General features: G+C 55.2%; 19 protein-coding genes. 12 read left to right on the top strand and 7 right to left on the bottom strand.

Going from position 1 to position 16,871, the window contains the following annotated elements; translation table 11 throughout:
• Positions 1-76: 76 nt before the first annotated feature.
• The 6 genes from ACTHYN_RS12780 to ACTHYN_RS12755 are packed head-to-tail and all read right to left on the bottom strand — an operon-like array spanning position 77 to position 3,412.
• Positions 77-319, bottom strand: a complete 243-nt coding sequence (locus ACTHYN_RS12780) for a BolA/IbaG family iron-sulfur metabolism protein (protein WP_441812822.1) — start codon at positions 317-319, stop codon at positions 77-79.
• Between the two features lie 25 nt (positions 320-344).
• Positions 345-653: an STAS domain-containing protein gene (locus tag ACTHYN_RS12775; RefSeq protein ID WP_441812821.1), complete on the bottom strand. Its 309-nt coding sequence runs from the start codon at positions 651-653 to the stop codon at positions 345-347.
• Complete coding sequence (locus ACTHYN_RS12770; protein WP_441812820.1) at positions 650-1,303, bottom strand: MlaC/ttg2D family ABC transporter substrate-binding protein; 654 nt, start codon at positions 1,301-1,303, stop codon at positions 650-652. The genes ACTHYN_RS12775 and ACTHYN_RS12770 overlap by 4 nt, the downstream gene beginning before the upstream one ends.
• Before the next feature lie 39 nt (positions 1,304-1,342).
• The gene (gene mlaD, locus ACTHYN_RS12765) at positions 1,343-1,792 is read right to left on the bottom strand and encodes an outer membrane lipid asymmetry maintenance protein MlaD (protein WP_441812819.1); all 450 of its coding nucleotides are present in this window, start codon (positions 1,790-1,792) and stop codon (positions 1,343-1,345) included.
• 34 nt (positions 1,793-1,826) lie between these two features.
• Positions 1,827-2,609: a lipid asymmetry maintenance ABC transporter permease subunit MlaE gene (gene mlaE / locus ACTHYN_RS12760; protein ID WP_441812818.1), complete on the bottom strand. Its 783-nt coding sequence runs from the start codon at positions 2,607-2,609 to the stop codon at positions 1,827-1,829.
• Complete coding sequence (locus tag ACTHYN_RS12755) at positions 2,606-3,412, bottom strand: ABC transporter ATP-binding protein (protein ID WP_441812817.1); 807 nt, start codon at positions 3,410-3,412, stop codon at positions 2,606-2,608. Before ACTHYN_RS12755 ends, mlaE begins: the two co-directional genes overlap by 4 nt.
• Positions 3,413-3,710: 298 nt before the next feature.
• Here ACTHYN_RS12755 and ACTHYN_RS12750 point away from each other — a divergent pair, with 298 nt between their 5' ends.
• The 12 genes from ACTHYN_RS12750 (at position 3,711) to yjgA (ending at position 13,053) form a co-directional block, all read left to right on the top strand.
• Positions 3,711-4,691, top strand: a complete 981-nt coding sequence (locus tag ACTHYN_RS12750) for a KpsF/GutQ family sugar-phosphate isomerase (RefSeq protein WP_441812816.1) — start codon at positions 3,711-3,713, stop codon at positions 4,689-4,691.
• Positions 4,692-4,716: 25 nt separating this feature from the next.
• Entirely contained in the window at positions 4,717-5,280 is a 564-nt protein-coding gene (locus ACTHYN_RS12745; protein WP_441812815.1) for a KdsC family phosphatase, read from the top strand.
• A 2-nt stretch (positions 5,281-5,282) separates the two neighbouring features.
• Complete coding sequence (gene lptC, locus ACTHYN_RS12740; protein ID WP_441812814.1) at positions 5,283-5,903, top strand: LPS export ABC transporter periplasmic protein LptC; 621 nt, start codon at positions 5,283-5,285, stop codon at positions 5,901-5,903.
• Positions 5,887-6,429 (top strand): lipopolysaccharide transport periplasmic protein LptA, encoded by a 543-nt coding sequence (lptA, locus tag ACTHYN_RS12735; RefSeq protein WP_441812813.1) that lies wholly within the window; start codon positions 5,887-5,889, stop codon positions 6,427-6,429. The genes lptC and lptA overlap by 17 nt, the downstream gene beginning before the upstream one ends.
• Before the next feature lie 24 nt (positions 6,430-6,453).
• A complete protein-coding gene (gene lptB / locus ACTHYN_RS12730) occupies positions 6,454-7,179 on the top strand; it encodes an LPS export ABC transporter ATP-binding protein (protein WP_441812812.1) in 726 nt (241 codons plus the stop codon).
• A gap of 177 nt (positions 7,180-7,356) precedes the next feature.
• A complete protein-coding gene (locus tag ACTHYN_RS12725) occupies positions 7,357-8,883 on the top strand; it encodes an RNA polymerase factor sigma-54 (RefSeq protein WP_441812811.1) in 1,527 nt (508 codons plus the stop codon).
• A gap of 105 nt (positions 8,884-8,988) precedes the next feature.
• Complete coding sequence (hpf, locus tag ACTHYN_RS12720) at positions 8,989-9,297, top strand: ribosome hibernation promoting factor (RefSeq protein WP_441812810.1); 309 nt, start codon at positions 8,989-8,991, stop codon at positions 9,295-9,297.
• A gap of 84 nt (positions 9,298-9,381) precedes the next feature.
• Entirely contained in the window at positions 9,382-9,852 is a 471-nt protein-coding gene (ptsN, locus tag ACTHYN_RS12715; RefSeq protein WP_441812809.1) for a PTS IIA-like nitrogen regulatory protein PtsN, read from the top strand.
• A 29-nt stretch (positions 9,853-9,881) separates the two neighbouring features.
• On the top strand, positions 9,882-10,766 hold the full coding sequence (gene rapZ / locus ACTHYN_RS12710; RefSeq protein WP_441812808.1) for an RNase adapter RapZ: 885 nt from the start codon (positions 9,882-9,884) through the stop codon (positions 10,764-10,766).
• A gap of 6 nt (positions 10,767-10,772) precedes the next feature.
• A complete protein-coding gene (locus tag ACTHYN_RS12705; RefSeq protein WP_441812807.1) occupies positions 10,773-11,042 on the top strand; it encodes an HPr family phosphocarrier protein in 270 nt (89 codons plus the stop codon).
• Positions 11,043-11,143: 101 nt separating this feature from the next.
• Positions 11,144-12,505: a magnesium transporter gene (mgtE, locus tag ACTHYN_RS12700; RefSeq protein ID WP_441812806.1), complete on the top strand. Its 1,362-nt coding sequence runs from the start codon at positions 11,144-11,146 to the stop codon at positions 12,503-12,505.
• Between the two features lie 23 nt (positions 12,506-12,528).
• On the top strand, positions 12,529-13,053 hold the full coding sequence (gene yjgA, locus ACTHYN_RS12695; RefSeq protein ID WP_441812805.1) for a ribosome biogenesis factor YjgA: 525 nt from the start codon (positions 12,529-12,531) through the stop codon (positions 13,051-13,053).
• A 4-nt stretch (positions 13,054-13,057) separates the two neighbouring features.
• Here the strand turns inward: yjgA and ACTHYN_RS12690 are convergent, their stop codons facing one another.
• On the bottom strand, positions 13,058-16,831 hold the full coding sequence (locus ACTHYN_RS12690; RefSeq protein WP_441812804.1) for a YhdP family phospholipid transporter: 3,774 nt from the start codon (positions 16,829-16,831) through the stop codon (positions 13,058-13,060).
• Between the last annotated feature and the right edge of the window lie 40 nt (positions 16,832-16,871).

Genomic DNA, 16,871 nt, shown 5'->3' with positions numbered 1-16,871 from the left:
GGATTTCGCCGTCCAGGGGCTTACGGCCCCGGATTAAAAGTTTATCCACAATAGTGATCCTGTTTGTGCGAGCGGTTCAGCCTTGGCGCGCGGCCCATTCAGCCGGTGTAAACGGTTTCGGGTGAAGGGCGTGAATAGTGCCATCCATCATTTGCTGGAATAGCGCTTTATTGATGAGCTGCTGCCGTTTGATGGTCGACAGGCCTTCAAACACCTCACCTACGACCACCACCATGTAATGGTTACCGTCGATCTGTACCTGCACATCGCAATCGGGCAGTGCTTCTTTGACCAGTTCGGTGACTTGAGCGGCGTCCATAGTAAATCCTCGGGTATTTATGAAATCAGGGGCGGGATTGTAACCAATCCTGTAGATTGCTCAAAGCGGCAAGAGAAACCAGGCGGTCTGGCGCGCCGGTAAACGACAGCAACACACCGTGCGTTTCTGCCAGCCGGCCCCAGCAAAGCAGCATGGAGAGAATAACACTGTGGGTGGTGGTCAAACCGCCAAGATCCACCTCAAGGTCGCCACTATAGGCTTTTATCTGTGTTTCGCCTTCGGCTCGTACCTGGGCCACGTTGTGCGCGTTGATGGCGCCGGAGACAGACAGCACGCCGGCCTCCAGCCTTGCACGGGGCACACTTGCACTCATGAGTTATTCACTTCGTCTTCCAGGTTGAGCGATTTGACGGCATCGCCCCACCCGTCAATTACGGCCTGTACCTGCCCGCGATTGGCTTCCATTTCCTGGGAAAAACGATCCCGGAAAGAAAGGCCTATGTTTACGCCTTCAACAATCACGTTTTCCATCATCCAGTTGCTGTCGTTCTTGCGGTACATGGAGTAGGTTACGGCGTGCCGGTTGCCGCCGGCGGTAATTACTTCCATGGCCACAGACGCGCGGTTGTCGTTCCGGGGGTTGATGGTGGCGTCGTTAACTTTTATCTGGAAATCGTCGGCACTCACCAAGGCCTGGGCGTAGCTGTCAAACAGGCTGCGCTTGAACTTGGCTACAAATTCGTTCCGTTGTTCGATCGTTGTCTGGCGCGCATAACGGCCCATTACTCGCGCGGCTATTCTGCGAAAATCCACGAAGCCTTCCAGCGCCTCGTCCATGTTTTTGTAGAAGGCTTCGGGGTCGCGCTCATAAAGCCCGCGCTCTTCATTGAGCTTGTCCACCAGCCGCTGGGTGTTTTTGTCGACGTACTGCTGCAGATCTTCTTCTGGCCCCGCCTGAGCTGAGGCCACACAAAATGCCATCAGAGTTAATGCGAGGAAAAGCCGTTTGGTTAGTGCCATCATGTGAATTCTCCTGTTCTGCCACACAGCCGGTTAACCGGCTTACTTGCCAGACGCGAAGTTGCTGATCAGTCGCTCGATGTTCATGGCTGACTGGGTGGAATAAAACGTATCGCCGGCTTCAAGGGATTCCATGTCCCCGCCAATGGATATATCAATGTACTGCTCACCCAGTAAGCCTGATGTACGTATGACTGCGGCGCTGTCGGCCGGTATATTGTCTACATCGCCGTGGATAGACATGGCTACCCGCGCCTGGAATGTTTCCGTGTTCAGGTTGATGGACTCAATACTGCCGATTGTGACACCCGCCATAGACACTCTGCCCCTGGGCGTAATGCCGCCAGTGTCGTTAAAATCCGCATACACCGTATAGGTGCTTTCGGCAGATTTTGGCGTCAGCCCACTTACCTGCAGTGCCAGAAACAGCAATGCAGCCAACCCGGCGAGCATAAACAGGCCAACTGTGATTTCGGATGTTCTTTGTGTCATTACCGGCTCCCGGTGTTATCTCGTCAGTCGTTAATCAGAAGTTGCCGAACATTACGGCAGTAAGCACAAAATCCAGCCCCAGCACCGCCAGCGAGGAATACACCACCGTTTTTGTGGTGGCCGAACTGATGCCTGCCGATGTGGGTACACAATCGTAGCCCTGGTAAACCGCAATCCAGGCGCACACAAAACCAAATACGATGCTTTTGATAACGCCGTTTACTACGTCGTCGAAGAAATCGACAGAGGCCTGCATGTTACCCCAGTAGGATCCTTCAAATACGCCGAGCCAATCCACGCCTACCAGCATACCGCCCCAGATACCCACCATGGAAAAAATAATGGCCAGTACCGGCATGGCAATAAAGCCGGCCCAGAATCTGGGGGCAATCACCCGGCGCAGAGGGTCTACGCCCATCATTTCCAGGCTGGAAAGTTGCTCGGTGGCTTTCATCAGGCCTATTTCGGCGGTTAGCGCCGAACCGGCGCGGCCTGCAAACAATAAAGCCGTGACAACCGGCCCGAGTTCTCGCACAAGGGTGAGCGCAATCATTTGGCCAATCGCCGCTTCAGAGCCAAAATCACTGAGAATGGTGTAGCCCTGAAGGCCGAGAACCATACCGATAAACAGCCCCGACACCACCACAATGGCCAGCGACAGCACGCCTACCGAGTAAAGCTCTTTGATTAAGAGCGGGAAGCCGGTTGCCGGGCGCGGGATACCGGACAGCACCCCTGCCAGGAAACGGCCGGCGCGCCCAAAGGCTGAGACAAGCTGTATACCGTTGCGCCCGAGAGAAGCGATTCTGTCGATCACGAAACACCCCCGGCCACACCGAAATCTTCAACCGCCCCGGCAGACGGGTAATGGAAGGGCACTGGCCCGTCCGGATGGCCGTTCAGGAACTGCTGTACCTGTTCGGAAGGATGGTCCTGTAATTCTGCGGGTGTGCCGGCTCCAATCACCTTGCCATCTGCAACTATGCAGGCGTAATGGCAAATGCTCAGGGACTCTTTCACATCGTGGGACACCAGAACACTGGTAAGCCCCATGGAGCTGTTCAGGTCGCGGATAAGTTTAACCAGCACCCCCATGGCTATCGGGTCCTGGCCGGTAAAGGGTTCGTCGTACAGGACCAGCTCGGGGTCCAGTGCGATACTGCGGGCAAGTGCTACACGCCGGTTCATGCCACCGGACAGCTCAGATGGCATGAGTGTGCGGGCACCGCGCAGGCCAACCGCTTCAAGCTTCATCAGAACAATGTCGTGAATCATGTCCTCCGGCAGCCTGGTGTGAACCCGCATGGGAAATGCGACGTTCTCGAATACGCTGAGGTCGGTAAACAGCGCACCACTCTGGAACAACATGCCCATTTTTTCCCGCAGTGCGTAAAGCTCTTTGCGGCGCAGATCCGGCACGGAATGGCCGTCGACCATCACGCTGCCGGAATCCGGCTGAAGCTGGCCACCAATCAGGCGCAACAGGGTGGTTTTACCCGTGCCACTGGGCCCCATGATGGCGGTGATTTTCCCACGGGGGATCTCCATGGTTACACCATCGAAAATACGGCGCCCAGCGCGGGAAAACACAACGTCTTTCAATGAAATATACGAGCCCAAACGCTTAGTCCTTACCTGTCAGTCCATAGCTTCTGGCTTTAAGGCCATGGTACTTATGCTTTCCGGGAGCGGCTACATTATGCGAAGCCGCGCCCAAGCTCAATCGATAGGTTCCAAAATAAATGCCTGGCAATGACCAACTGCACCGAACCCCGGGCACAAGGTTACAGTATACCCTGCGGTGAAATTGCCGTAACCGCGCTGCTCTGGTTGCGGGAAATGTTATACTTCGACAACCTAATAGCCACCGCGCCTCTTCAATTAGAGAAAGTTACCGAGAAAGCAGGTTCTTCGCCCGATGACTGAACGCAAAACAGACGATTTCCGGAACTCCGCCCTTCAGGCCATCCGCATTGAGCGGGATGCGATCAGCGCTTTGGAAAATCGAATAGATAGCCACTTCATACGTGCCTGCGAAGTGATTATGTCATGTAAGGGCCGGGTTGTGGTGACTGGCATGGGCAAATCCGGTCACATTGGCCACAAGATTGCCGCCACGCTTGCCAGCACCGGAACGCCCTCCTTCTTCGTTCATCCGGGGGAAGCCAGCCACGGCGATATGGGAATGATCACCAGCCAGGATGTGGTTATTGCCATTTCAAACAGCGGCAACACCAGCGAAGTGGTTACCATTTTGCCACTGATTAAACGCATGGGTGCGCCACTCATCAGCATGACTGGCAACGCAAACTCAACACTGGCAAAAGAAGCGACAGCCAATCTGGATGTCAGTGTTGAAACAGAAGCCTGCCCCCTTGGCCTGGCACCGACATCCAGCACCACTGCCACCCTGGTTATGGGCGACGCCCTGGCCGTTGCGCTGTTGGAGGCCCGTGGTTTCAGCGCAGAGGATTTTGCCATCTCCCACCCTGGCGGCAGCCTGGGGCGCAGGTTATTGCTGCGGGTATCCGATATTATGCATACTGGCGAGCGCATTCCCTCGGTCAGCGAAGAAACCACCCTCAGCGGTGCCCTACTGGAAATATCGCGCAAAGGGCTGGGCATGACGACGGTTGTGGATGCCGCGGGCAACATGAGTGGCATTTTCACCGACGGCGACTTACGCCGCACCCTGGACAAATCCATCAATGTACATACGACGCCCATGCGCGATGTCATGACCCGCAATGGCAGGGCCATTCAACCAGACCAGCTGGCAGCAGAGGCGCTTCACGTTATGGAGGGCTTGAAAATAAACGCGCTCCCGGTGGTAGACGATCACGGCGCCCTGGTAGGTGCCATCAACATGCACGACCTGCTTCGCGCCGGCGTTATTTAATCAGCCACGTAAAAAGAGCCATCCAATGACAGACCCGAAAAGCCCGCTGGCAGAAAACTGGCCAGCAGACCTGCTAGCCAAGGCCAGAAACGTCAGACTTGTGGCACTGGATGTCGACGGCATCATGAGCGATGGCAAGCTCTACTTCAGCGCCAAGGGCGATGAGCTGAAAGGCTTCAACATTCTGGACGGGCTGGGCCTGAAGCAACTTATGGCAGCAGGCATCCATGTCGCCGTAATTACCGGCCGCCGTTCGCCGCTGACAGAAAAACGCATGCAAGACCTGGGCATTCCCCACCTGATGCAAGGGCGTGAGGATAAAAAGATTGCCTTGCAGGAATTGATGGACACACTGGACATGCCTGCTGCAGCCATCGCCTATATGGGCGACGACCTGCCTGACTTGCCAGCCATTCGCTACGCAGGCCTGGGCGTAACGGTCCCGAATGGCTACTGGCTGGTGCGGGAGCATGCAGACTACTGCACCCAGGCAAAAGGCGGCCATGGCGCCGTGCGTGAACTGTGCGATCTGTTGCTGACCGCCGGGGGCCACCTGGATGCCTTATTAACGCCTTACCTGGAACCCTGACCGTGGCTGGGAATACGAAGAACAGCCGGCTTTCTGCCCTGGCACTTGCGAACAGACCAAGGCTGCGCATGCTGGCACTGGTTGCCACCCTTGCCGGTACAGTGTACCTGCTGTGGCACAGCAACGAGCCACCAGCCACCAGCTATAGCGATGCAAAACAATTACGGGGTGAAGCCGAGCCAGACAGCTTTGTGGTCAACGGCAGCTACACCTCCTACGATGAAACCGGTCACCGCAAGATTGTGTTTACAAGCCCGCGCATTGAGCAGTTTGAAGAAGACGACCTGGCCACCATGGTTTCGCCCAGCGCAAAACTGTATAGCAAAACAGACGATGGGCCCTGGGATTTGGACGCACAGCAAGGCCGACTTCGGCAAGGGGACGATATGCTGCATCTGTCTGGCAACGTTCGTGTGGTACGGAATATCGGAGACCGGAAAGCAACCCTGGTGACAGAAAGCTTAACCCTGGACAACAATCAAGGCATAGTCTTCACCGATGACCCGGTGGAAATAACCGACCAGGTTGGCATTACCCGGGCAAAAGGCATGAAAGCGTGGATAGACGAACGTATTCTGGAACTCAACTCCCAGGTGAAAGGACGCTATGAAACTGTTAAATAACCCTTTACCCAGGCTGCTGATGGCCTTTTTTGCGGTGCTCCTTGCCAGCCCTGCTGGTGCCTTTGACCTTGATTCCGATAAGCCAATCACCGTCAGTGCCGACAGTGCGCGCCTGGATGACGGCAAGGGCATTGCCACATACACCGGAGCTGTTGAACTGGTGCAAGGCGAAACCCGCCTGACCGCAGAACGGGTAGTGCTGTACCGCAGCGTGGAAGGTCTTAATCGCATTGAAGCCACCGGCTCGCCGGCCCGCTATCAACAACCTGTAACCAACGGCGAAGGCGAAACCGATGCCAAAGCCAAAAACATCACCTGGTCTGCGCCCGACAAGCAACTGACCTTTGAGCGGGAAGCGGTGATCGAGCAGAATGGCAACGTGTTCCGCGGCGACATTATTCATTACGATACCGAGCAGCGCGTGGTCACCGCAGAAGGCGTTGAGGATACAGGCTCTGGCCCCAGCCGGGTCGAGATGGTTATCCAACCCCGCAGCGGTAACATCCGTGATGGCTCCGGCAACTAATTAATAGCAGGTAACAGGGTTCCGATGGCTGTTCTCAGAGCGAGTAATCTGGCAAAAAGCTATAAGCAGAAAAAAGTCGTTATCGATGTTTCGCTGGAGATTCGCAGCGGTGAAATTGTGGGTTTGCTCGGACCGAATGGCGCCGGCAAAACCACCTGCTTCTACATGATTGTAGGGCTGGTGAACGCCGATAACGGCCGCATCACTATCGACAGCGAAGACATTACGCCACTGCCCATGCATGGTAGAGCCCGCAAAGGCATTGGTTATTTACCACAGGAAGCCTCGGTGTTCCGCAAGCTTTCAGTGCGGGATAACATTATGGCGATTCTGGAAACCCGCAAAGGGCTCAGCGGCGAGGAGCGCCGGAGCAAACTGGAACAGTTGCTGGAAGAATTCCACATTACCCACATCCGCGACAGTATCGGCATGGCGCTTTCTGGCGGCGAGCGGCGCCGGGTAGAAATAGCCCGCGCCCTGGCTATGGAGCCTGCTTTTATTTTGCTGGACGAGCCTTTTGCCGGCGTAGACCCGATCTCGGTGAGTGATATCAAACAGATCATTCGCCACCTCAGAGACAAAGGCATAGGCGTGCTGATTACCGATCACAATGTGCGGGAAACACTGGATATCTGCGAGAACGCTTACATCGTTTCCGGTGGGCACATTATTGCTTCCGGAAATTCCGAAACCATTCTTGCCAACCAGCAAGTCAAGGAAGTGTATCTTGGTAATGAATTCCGCTTGTAGCGCCTGTATTCGACCTAAGCATATTGGCGTTCGATTGTTTTGCTGACCCTGAACAAGTAGACTCGGCAAAGAACTTGCTAGGGCATTGGGATAAGACGGCAAGTAACCGGTATATAAAGATTTTTTCTGAAGCAACACATTCAGAGTAGGAAAAATGACGGATCCTGAGCGATGGTTATGAAAGCCTCTTTACAATTAAAGATGGGCCAAAGCCTGACAATGACGCCCCAGCTACAACAGGCGATCAGGCTTCTGCAGTTATCGACCCTCGACCTTCAGCAGGAAATCCAACAGGCTTTGGAATCCAACCCCCTGCTGGAAGCTCCGGAGGAAGACGAGCAAGCAGACGCTCCGTCAGCAGACGACCAGCACCAGGACAACACCTCAGACGAAACGCCCTCTGATGTCGCTTCAGATTCTCCCGGCCCTGATTGGGATGAGGGCGAAAACGGCCCCGACTGGCAAACTGAAAACGATATTCCAGACACCCTTCCCGACGATCTTCCGGTGGATACCGCCTGGGACGATATTTATCAGTCTGCCCCGGCGCCAGCCACGCGAAACGATGACGAAAACGACCATGATTTCGAAACCCGTAACTCGCCCAGCGAAACCCTGCGGGATCATCTTGAGTGGCAACTGAACCTTACCCCCCTGAGCGAGCGCGATCAGGCCATTGCCCACGCGCTAATGGATGCGGTGGATGATCGAGGCTATCTGACCAGCCAGGTTGAGGATATTTATGCCGGCCTGGCCGACGACTCTGATGAAGACCCCCTTGAACTGGATGAAGTAGAAGCCGTTTTGCGCCGGCTGCAGCACTTTGATCCGCCGGGGGTGTTTGCCAGAGACCTTCAGGATTGCCTGCTGATTCAGCTCAACCAGCTGCCACCAGATACCCCCTGGCTGGCGCAGGCCCGGCTGGTTATTACCCATTATATCAATCTGCTGGGCAACCGTGATTACGCCCAGCTGCTTCGCCGCAGCCGCCTTAAAGAAGACCAGTTGCGAGAGGTACTTGCGCTGATTACCGGCCTTAACCCACAACCGGGCGACATTATTGATCGTACCGAGCCGGATTATGTGATCCCCGACGTGATCGTGCGCAAACACAACGGCCGCTGGCGCGTAGAGCTGAATCCTGACATTGCACCGCGCATACGGGTGAATGCCAGCTATGCTTCATTAATAAAGCGTGCAGACAGCAGTGCAGATAACACCTACCTGCGCGACCAACTGCAGGAGGCAAAGTGGTTTATTAAAAGCCTGCAGAGCCGGAACGAAACACTGTTGAAAGTTGCAACGCGCATAGTTGAATATCAACAGGGCTTTCTGGACCACGGGGAGGAGGCAATGAAACCGCTGATTCTCTCGGATATCGCGCAATTAGTGGAGATGCACGAATCGACCATTTCCCGTGTCACCACGCAAAAGTACATGCACACGCCCCGTGGCATTTTTGAGTTAAAGTATTTTTTTTCCAGCCACGTTGGCACAGATGAAGGCGGCGAATGCTCATCAACGGCAATACGCGCTATGATCAAGAAACTGATTGCCACAGAAACACCGAAAAAGCCGTTGAGTGACAGCAAAATTGCGGCCATGCTGGGCGAAGAAGGCATCAAGGTGGCGCGGCGCACCGTTGCGAAATACCGCGAAGCAATGCACATTCCGCCCTCAAACGAACGCAAGCGTCTGGTTTGAGCCTCGGCCCAGCTTGCAAGCCTTAACCGGATTTCGCCGGTGCAGCGATGCGCCAGCACTCAGGCCGGCTCACCGAGCCGGAACGGATGACAACAGGAGACGTCTATGCAACTCAATATTTCAGGCCATCACGTAGAACTGACTCCCGCCCTGAAGGGCTATGTATCTGAGAAATTTGAAAGGCTGCAACGGCACTTCGACCATATCAGCAACTGCCAGGTGACCCTGGAGGTGGATAAGGTTCGTCAGATCGCGGATGCGACGCTCCACGTGGTTGGCGGTGAGATTCACGCAAAGGCGGAAAACGAGGATATGTACGCAGCGATCGACGGTCTCGTCGATAAGCTTGATCGGCAAATCCTCAAGCACAAGGAAAAAAGTGTGGACAGGATGCAGGGAAATATCGCCCGCTAGGCGATTATTTTCAAGCATGTTATCTAATCAGGCTGCGGCACGGAGAGCGTGTCGCAGCTTTTTTAACGGAAGCACGGTCGATTCATGAGTGACACATCCCTCACAATAGACAACATTCTTGCCCCGGAGCTTACTCTGTGCAAGGTGCCCGCCGCTAGTAAAAAGCGGGTTCTGGAGTTTATTGCCGAACAGATTCACCAGCACAACCCTGCACTGAGCGAAGGCCAGATTTTTAACAACCTGATTTCCCGTGAGCGGCTGGGCAGCACTGGAATCGGCCAGGGCATCGCCATCCCCCATTGCAGGCTGGAGGGGCTCGAGCAAGTGATTGGCGTTTTGATGACGCTGGAAGAAACGGTCGAATTTGATGCAATCGACAACCAATCGGTAGACCTTGTGTTCGCACTTGTTGTGCCCAAAGAAGCCACCAGTGAGCACCTTGAGCTACTAAGCCAACTGGCTGAAAAGTTTAACGAGCGCACCTTCTGTGACCGCCTCAGGCAGTGCCAGAATGCAAGTGAGCTCTACCAAAGCATGACTGCCGAAAGCGGCTGATATTCACTCTGGCAACAGGCTGTTTCACTATGAAGCTGATCATCGTCAGTGGCCGATCCGGCTCCGGCAAGAGTACCGCCCTGCACGTACTGGAAGACCTTGGCTACTACTGCATTGATAACCTGCCTATCGGGCTTCTGTTCCCTCTTACACGGGAAGCCGCAGAGCAAAGCGCCCCCGGGCGGCTCGACAAAATGGCGGTTAGCATTGATGCCCGCAATCTTTCTGCCGAGCTGGCAAACTTTGAAGCCATTTTCCGCAAGCTGCGTAAGGCGGATACCCAGGTGGAAATCATCTACCTGGACGCCGATGAACAATCGCTGCTTCAGCGATTTCACGCGACCCGACGCAAACACCCGCTGAGCAATGACAAAACCTCCCTGAGAGAGGCTATCAACAGCGAAAAAGACCTGCTGGAGCCACTTTCCAGGCTGGCCGATTTGTACATCAACACCAAAGGCCTGTCGATGTACGAGCTGCGGGACATGGTGAAGCAGCGCGTGGCTGGTCGCAAAGACCAGGAACTGGCTCTGTTGTTCCAGTCTTTTGGCTTCAAGCATGGCGTGCCGCTGGATTCCGATTACGTGTTTGATGTGCGTTGCCTGCCCAACCCTTACTGGGATACCAGCCTGCGCAGGTTTACCGGCATAGACCAACCGGTTATCGAGTTTCTTGAGAAAGAGCCGGCAAGCGGAAAAATGGTCAACGATCTTATTGCGTTTCTGGAAAGCTGGATTCCTTCTTTTGCCGACAGCAACCGCAGTTACATGACCATTTCCATTGGCTGCACGGGTGGCCAGCACCGGTCGGTTTATATTTGCGAGCAGCTGGGTCGGCACTTCCGGGAACACAGCGACAACGTACAGGTTCGTCATACGGAACTGCCGCATCTGCAGGCCCGGAAAGAGATCTGATTTGCTGTGATACGCCAACCCATTACGATTATTAACAAGCTTGGTCTGCATGCCCGGGCCACCGCAAAACTGGTGGCTACCGCATCACAGTTCGACAGTGCGGTAAAACTCTGCGGCAAAGGCCGCGAGGTAGATGCCAAAAATATCATGCAAATTATGATGCTCGCGGCCAGCAAAGGCACCGAAGTGGAACTGGTGGCCGACGGCCCGGATGAGCAGCAGGCGGTCGACGCCCTTGCCGCCCTCATTAACAACTATTTTGGAGAAGGCGAATAGAACACCTTTTCACTGCCGCTCCCGGAAATTCCCTGCAACTCTTTTTCACGTGCGCCGGCTAACTCCGTTATAATACGGACGTTTTCTCATGCAGGTGATTCATGTCCGATATTCTGGAAAAAAGCCAGGCCCGCCAACGTTTACGTTCACTGGGCGAGGCGCTGGACAGTGGTGCGCTTAAACAGGTTGCCCGTATTCTTAACGGTGGCCTGAGCCCCAGTGATATCGCCCACCTACTGGAATCCTCGCCGCCACGCCAGCGTGACCTGCTCTGGAACCTGGTAGACAAACAGCTGGAAGGCGAAGTTCTTCAATACCTGAACGAGGACATACGGGCCGAATACCTGAGCCGACTGAACGCTCAGGAACTGGCGGATATTGTTGAAGACTTTGAATCCGACGATCTGGCCGACCTTCTTCAGCAGTTGCCAGACACGGTGATCCGGGAAGTTCTGGACACCATGGATGACCAGGACAGGCAGCGGGTTGAAGAAGTGCTTTCCTACCCGGAAGACACCGCCGGCGGCTTGATGAACACGGACACCATTACCGTGCGCCCTGATATCAGCATTGACGTGGTATTACGCTATCTGCGCCGGCACCGGGCGCTGCCGTCCATGACAGACAGCCTGATTGTGGTGAGCCGGCGGGATGACTTTATCGGCATGCTGCCCATTACAAAAATGCTTGTATCCAACCAGACCGCCACCGTGCGGGAAGTGATGGATACTGATATTGAACCTATACCCGTTACCCTGCCGGACACCAAGGTTGCCACCCTGTTTGAGCGCTACGACTTGATCTCTGCGCCGGTTGTAAATCAGGAAGGCCGTCTTCTGGGACGAATCACCATCGATGATGTGGTGGATGTTATCCGGGAGGATGCAGACCACTCACTGATGAGCATGGCCGGCCTGGATGATGACGAGGACACCTTTGCGCCAGTGTGGAAAACAACCCGGCGCCGGGCAATCTGGCTGGGGGTGAACCTGCTCACCGCGTTCACTGCCTCCGGCGTGATTGGCCTGTTTGAGGACACCATTGCCAAGGTGGTTGCCCTCGCTGTGCTTATGCCCATTGTGGCCAGCATGGGCGGCATTGCCGGCAGTCAGACCCTCACACTGGTTATCCGGGGCATGGCGGTAGGCCAAATCAGCGGTGCCAATGTGGGCTGGCTGCTGAACCGGGAGTTTCTCTCCGGTATTCTCAATGGCATGCTCTGGGCAGTGGTTGTAGCCGCCGCGGCCATGGCGTGGTTTCAGGATGTGCTGATTGGCGCCATTATTGCTGCGGCGCTCATCATCAACCTGGTGGCAGCTGCGCTAGTGGGTACGGTACTGCCTCTTTTCCTGAAATCCCGTAATATCGATCCTGCCCTGGCAGGCAGCGTTATACTGACCACCGTGACAGATGTTGTGGGCTTTATGTCATTCCTCGGCCTTGCGACCATTTTTTACGCGTGACCCGAAAAACCTGGAAATAAACCATGATTGACGACAACCAAGACGACGCTCCGCAATACGACGGGCCCAGTAAGTCCCAGCTCAAGCGGGAGATGCACGCACTGCAAAACATGGGCAAGCGCATGATCGAGTTGAGTAACGATCAGCTTGATACGCTCACTATCAGCGATACCTTGAGAAGTGCCATTGAGGAATCCCGCAGAATTCGGCAAAACGAGGCCAAACGTCGCCACCTGCAATACATTGGCAAGATTATCCGGCAGGAAGATGATCCGGATGGCCTGCAGCGGGCCATCGACGCATTTGATTCAGGCAGTGAGGAACATACCCGCCGCCACCATTTGGCTGAACGCTGGCGCGACCGAATGATTGCCGATGGCGATTCCGTAGCGGGCGAGTTTTTCAGTTACTGTCCCGAAGCCGATATACAGCATTTGCGCAATCTGGTTCGTAACGCGAGAAAGGATGTGGAAAAACAGAAAAACACGGGCCAGTCCCGCAAGCTGTTTCGGTATCTGCGGGAGTGCGTTGACGAGGCTGAAGCCTGACTTTTTAGTTACTGGTATCAAATACCTGCCGCAGATCAACGCTCGGATTATCCCATGTGCCGGTGACATTGTAGGTGGCACTGGTAAGCTTGCTCAAGGGATCGCCCAGCACCTTGTCCAACACGAAAAGCGCCCCTCCGATGGGCGCACTGGCCCCCATTAATAGCGCCGCCAGCGGCAGGTTCTGGGTCAAGGGCAGAACCACCACCAGGCGCATATCCAGAATTTCATCCGCCAGATTGGTACTGCCGCTAAGCTTGAACGCACCGGAGGGCCCAACCACCTGAAGTTCGGGATCCATTGTCAGCAAGCCATCCATCAGACGTGCTTTACCCGAAATGGCATCAAACGCTACGCCGCGTTCATAAAGATCTGAAAAATCCAGCTTGAGCCTTCGCCACAGAGTATCGGAATTGAGAAGGTTGAAGACTCTGAACAGTTGTGCGCTGTTATTACGTTCAAGGACAACCCCGTCATCCAGACGAAAACCGGTTTCGCCACTGAGGCTCCCGAGTTCGAACTCATCCGGGCGCCCGGGCCAATCCAGTTCAAACTCGATGTCGGTCTGCTTGTTGGTTAGCGGAATCTCAGAATCAAACAGCTCACCAAGATCGGCCAGCGCGCCGCCGGTAACCGTTCCGGAAAACTGGCTGACCTCCCTGTTATCTACCAGACCCCAGGTCATATTACCCTGCAGCACAAGGGATTTGAGGCGGCCCTCTATGCCGTTAACATTGAGCTTTTGGTGCTCCGGCCTCAGGTGGAAAAACCAGCGCCCCAGGCTATCGCCATTAAGTTGCAACTCGGATATAGCCACATCTACATTCGGCCAGCTCGCCATATCCATGGCCCGAAAAGCTTCAAGTTGTTGTTCCAGGGTTAGCAACTCTGGCGCGGCCTTCTCGCCAGAATCATTTCGAACCAAACGAAGCACTTCGAAATCTGCCGTCACAAGACCCTGATCGTTCGGTATGACAATCCGGCCCACAGCTCTCTCTGAGCGTGTGCTCAGTACCCAGCGATCACCCAGATTAAACGCTTCGAGATCGATATTTGTAAGGGTTTGATCTCCCAAGTAGAGCTTACCAAAGGTGAGATCAAGCCCGGAGCTCTTCCACACCAGATCAAAGGTTGCACGGTTCTCCCAAGTACCGGAAATACCCAGGCCGTCTTCTGCCTCCATGTCTATCTCTGCCACCAGGGGGGTTGCCTGGCCTGGTTTTTTGGAAAAGGGTGCCGGCCAGTCAATGGTCAATCCGTCGAGATCGGAACGAAGAGTCAGGCCTGACGCACCACCGGCAGCTACATCCAGCTGTGCTGTGTAATCAATCTTGCCGCTGAGACCGTACTGGCTGTTCCGAGGTTCGCTGTCGTTGGCAGCTTCAGGAGCGACCCCGGTCTGGCGAAACACGCCTGGCACTGACAGTGTGCCGGTTTGCTTTATTCTGAGTGCCTCAGCCCCCCCTGACTCGGCGGGTGCGATCTGACTGAACATCACTGTGACCGGTTCGCCCAGAAAACGTGCTTGCAGAGGCTCGCCGGAAAACCCCTTGACCGAATGATAGGTCAGAGCACCGGAAATATTATCCCAGCGCAAATCGGCGTCGGGGTAGTTGAGTGAACCATTGCCTGTGCGAACTCTCGCCTCAACCACAGGTGCTGCGTTACCTGTTAGCGGTAAGTCAATTGCAAGGTCCAGCTCATAATTGCCTGCATAATCAAGGCGCCTGGCGTCGGCACCGGCCATATCACCAAACGGGCTGTTTTCCATCCAGTAGGACACTTCATTGCCCGTCACCGGTGCCGACACATCTACCTGCACACGCGCCCCATCCTGTTCCGGAACGACTGTGACGGTGCCGGGGTTCAATGATAACCCCCCGGTTTTACCGGTTTGCAACGCCACTACCGTATCGCCGTTCTGTATATCTACGCGCCCGCGAGCACCGGTTACCTCAGGCCACTGGTCATCGTATCGCACGGTGGCATTTTCAAACTCATACCACATGGATGACACAAACGAATTCGGAGGTGCCTCTGAGTCAATCTGGCCATGGCCATAGTAAACACCCGATGTGATGTCCGCTTTTGTAATGGACTCGGTCAGCCAGTCATAAAGACCCGCGTCCACAACTTTCTGCGGAACAAAGTGGGCCAGCATGGAGGCGTCGCCATGTTCAAGCCCCACACGGAGACCCAGGTTACTCTCTCCCTGTTCATCCAGTTTCAGATCAAACGCGCCGGTCATGCGGGTCTTATCGCCATAACCAAGGCGTATATTGTCTGCGTATACCCGGGTAACAGGCCCTTTCAGCTGCCATGCGACGGTTGCAGCCATCTCGGGCAGGGACCACTCACTGCTGAACAGTTCAGGAAAGCCCAGGGTAACCGGTTGAACACCGGCACGGGCCTGCACATACCCGGCGCTTTGGTCGACATAAATAATGCCTTGCACGCCGCTGACTGCTGGCGCCCCGCCATAAGCGGCAGCGCCAACATCTCTGAGCCGGCCAGAGAACTCAAAAAGGTTGCCATCGTGGCCCGGAACACTGATTTTCACGCCGTCAAGAAAGCCCGTAGGGCGATAGTCTTGCAGTGCCTCGGCCGCCACTGCAGGCAACAGCGGCAGCGCGCCCACCAGGTTTCTCAGGGGGGCCAGCGGCATGGCGTCGGCGGTAACGGTGAACCCTTCCGGTTCCGGGAACAGTTTTACGCTGAATGACTCAACCTGGTCGCCGTTCCAGGTCCAGGCTAGCTGCTTCAAATGCCATTCACCGATGGTTTCCGCCCACTCACCGGCCTGCTCGGGTGCCTCCATCACGGTATTATGACGGCGCCAGCCAAAGCGGGCGCTAATATCTTCTAACGGTGCCAGAGATTCACCGGGCAGGCCCAATTGCAGGTAGGGCGCTCTCACGGTTCCGCTTATTTGCTGAATAATACCTTCACGGAAGGTCAGCCAGGCTTCGCCACCCAGGTCAAACCCTTCTATACGGATGCCCTGCCACTGGTATTCGTCTATCAGGCCGTCAAACAACCGGTCAGAATCCACGTCCAGGTAAAGCTGGCCGCTGAAATCGCCCCGGAAAAAGTGCTTGCCGACCAGTGTGAAGCTGGCAAGCTGCTGAGTGGTCGCAGATCGCATGGCACGCCCGGAGGCGCGAAACAAGCCTTTGCGATACACCAGATCAAGCTGGGGAATATCCATGTGACGCAACTGGCCCTGGTTGTCACGAATACCCAGGCTCACACGGGTCACTTTAATATAGGGGTCTGATAGCCACTTCCCGGCAACTTCCAGCCAGTACCGGAACTGATTAGTAAACGGTTCCGGGAAATCAGCGCCTTTCACACCCACATCGCCGTTGGCTTTCTGATTCAGTGTTAACTCAAGCCCGCCGGCTTCGAAATCCTCGAACACAATCCTGAATCGCATCAGTGACGTCAGCGCGTCCAAACGAATGCTCAGATGCTGCAGACTCATCACCTGTTCCCCGGACTCCGGGTTGGTAACGCTGATATCCTGCGCCGTAAATGAAGGGTCCAGCCAGAACCATTGAGAGGAGAGGCTACCAATGTTTACTTCATGCCCCAGGCGGGCTGAAAGCTCCAGGGAAAGGTCTTCCCGAAAACTGTCTACATTCTGGGTAAGCTGCCGGCCAATGCCTGCATAGAGGGCAAACAGCACCAATACAATCAACAGCAGCCACCATACGACGCTGGTAAACAGCGCCATCAAGCGAAGAGGCGGGCGTTCAGAGGAAGACATCGGGGGCATTACTCATAATCACATCCTGTGCCGGTGCATCGCACTGGAA

Source organism: Marinobacter sp. (assembly GCF_052091845.1).
Lineage (GTDB): Bacteria > Pseudomonadota > Gammaproteobacteria > Pseudomonadales > Oleiphilaceae > Marinobacter.
Note: the sequence above shows the minus strand (reverse complement) of the source record. Positions and strands in the feature narration are given on the sequence as shown.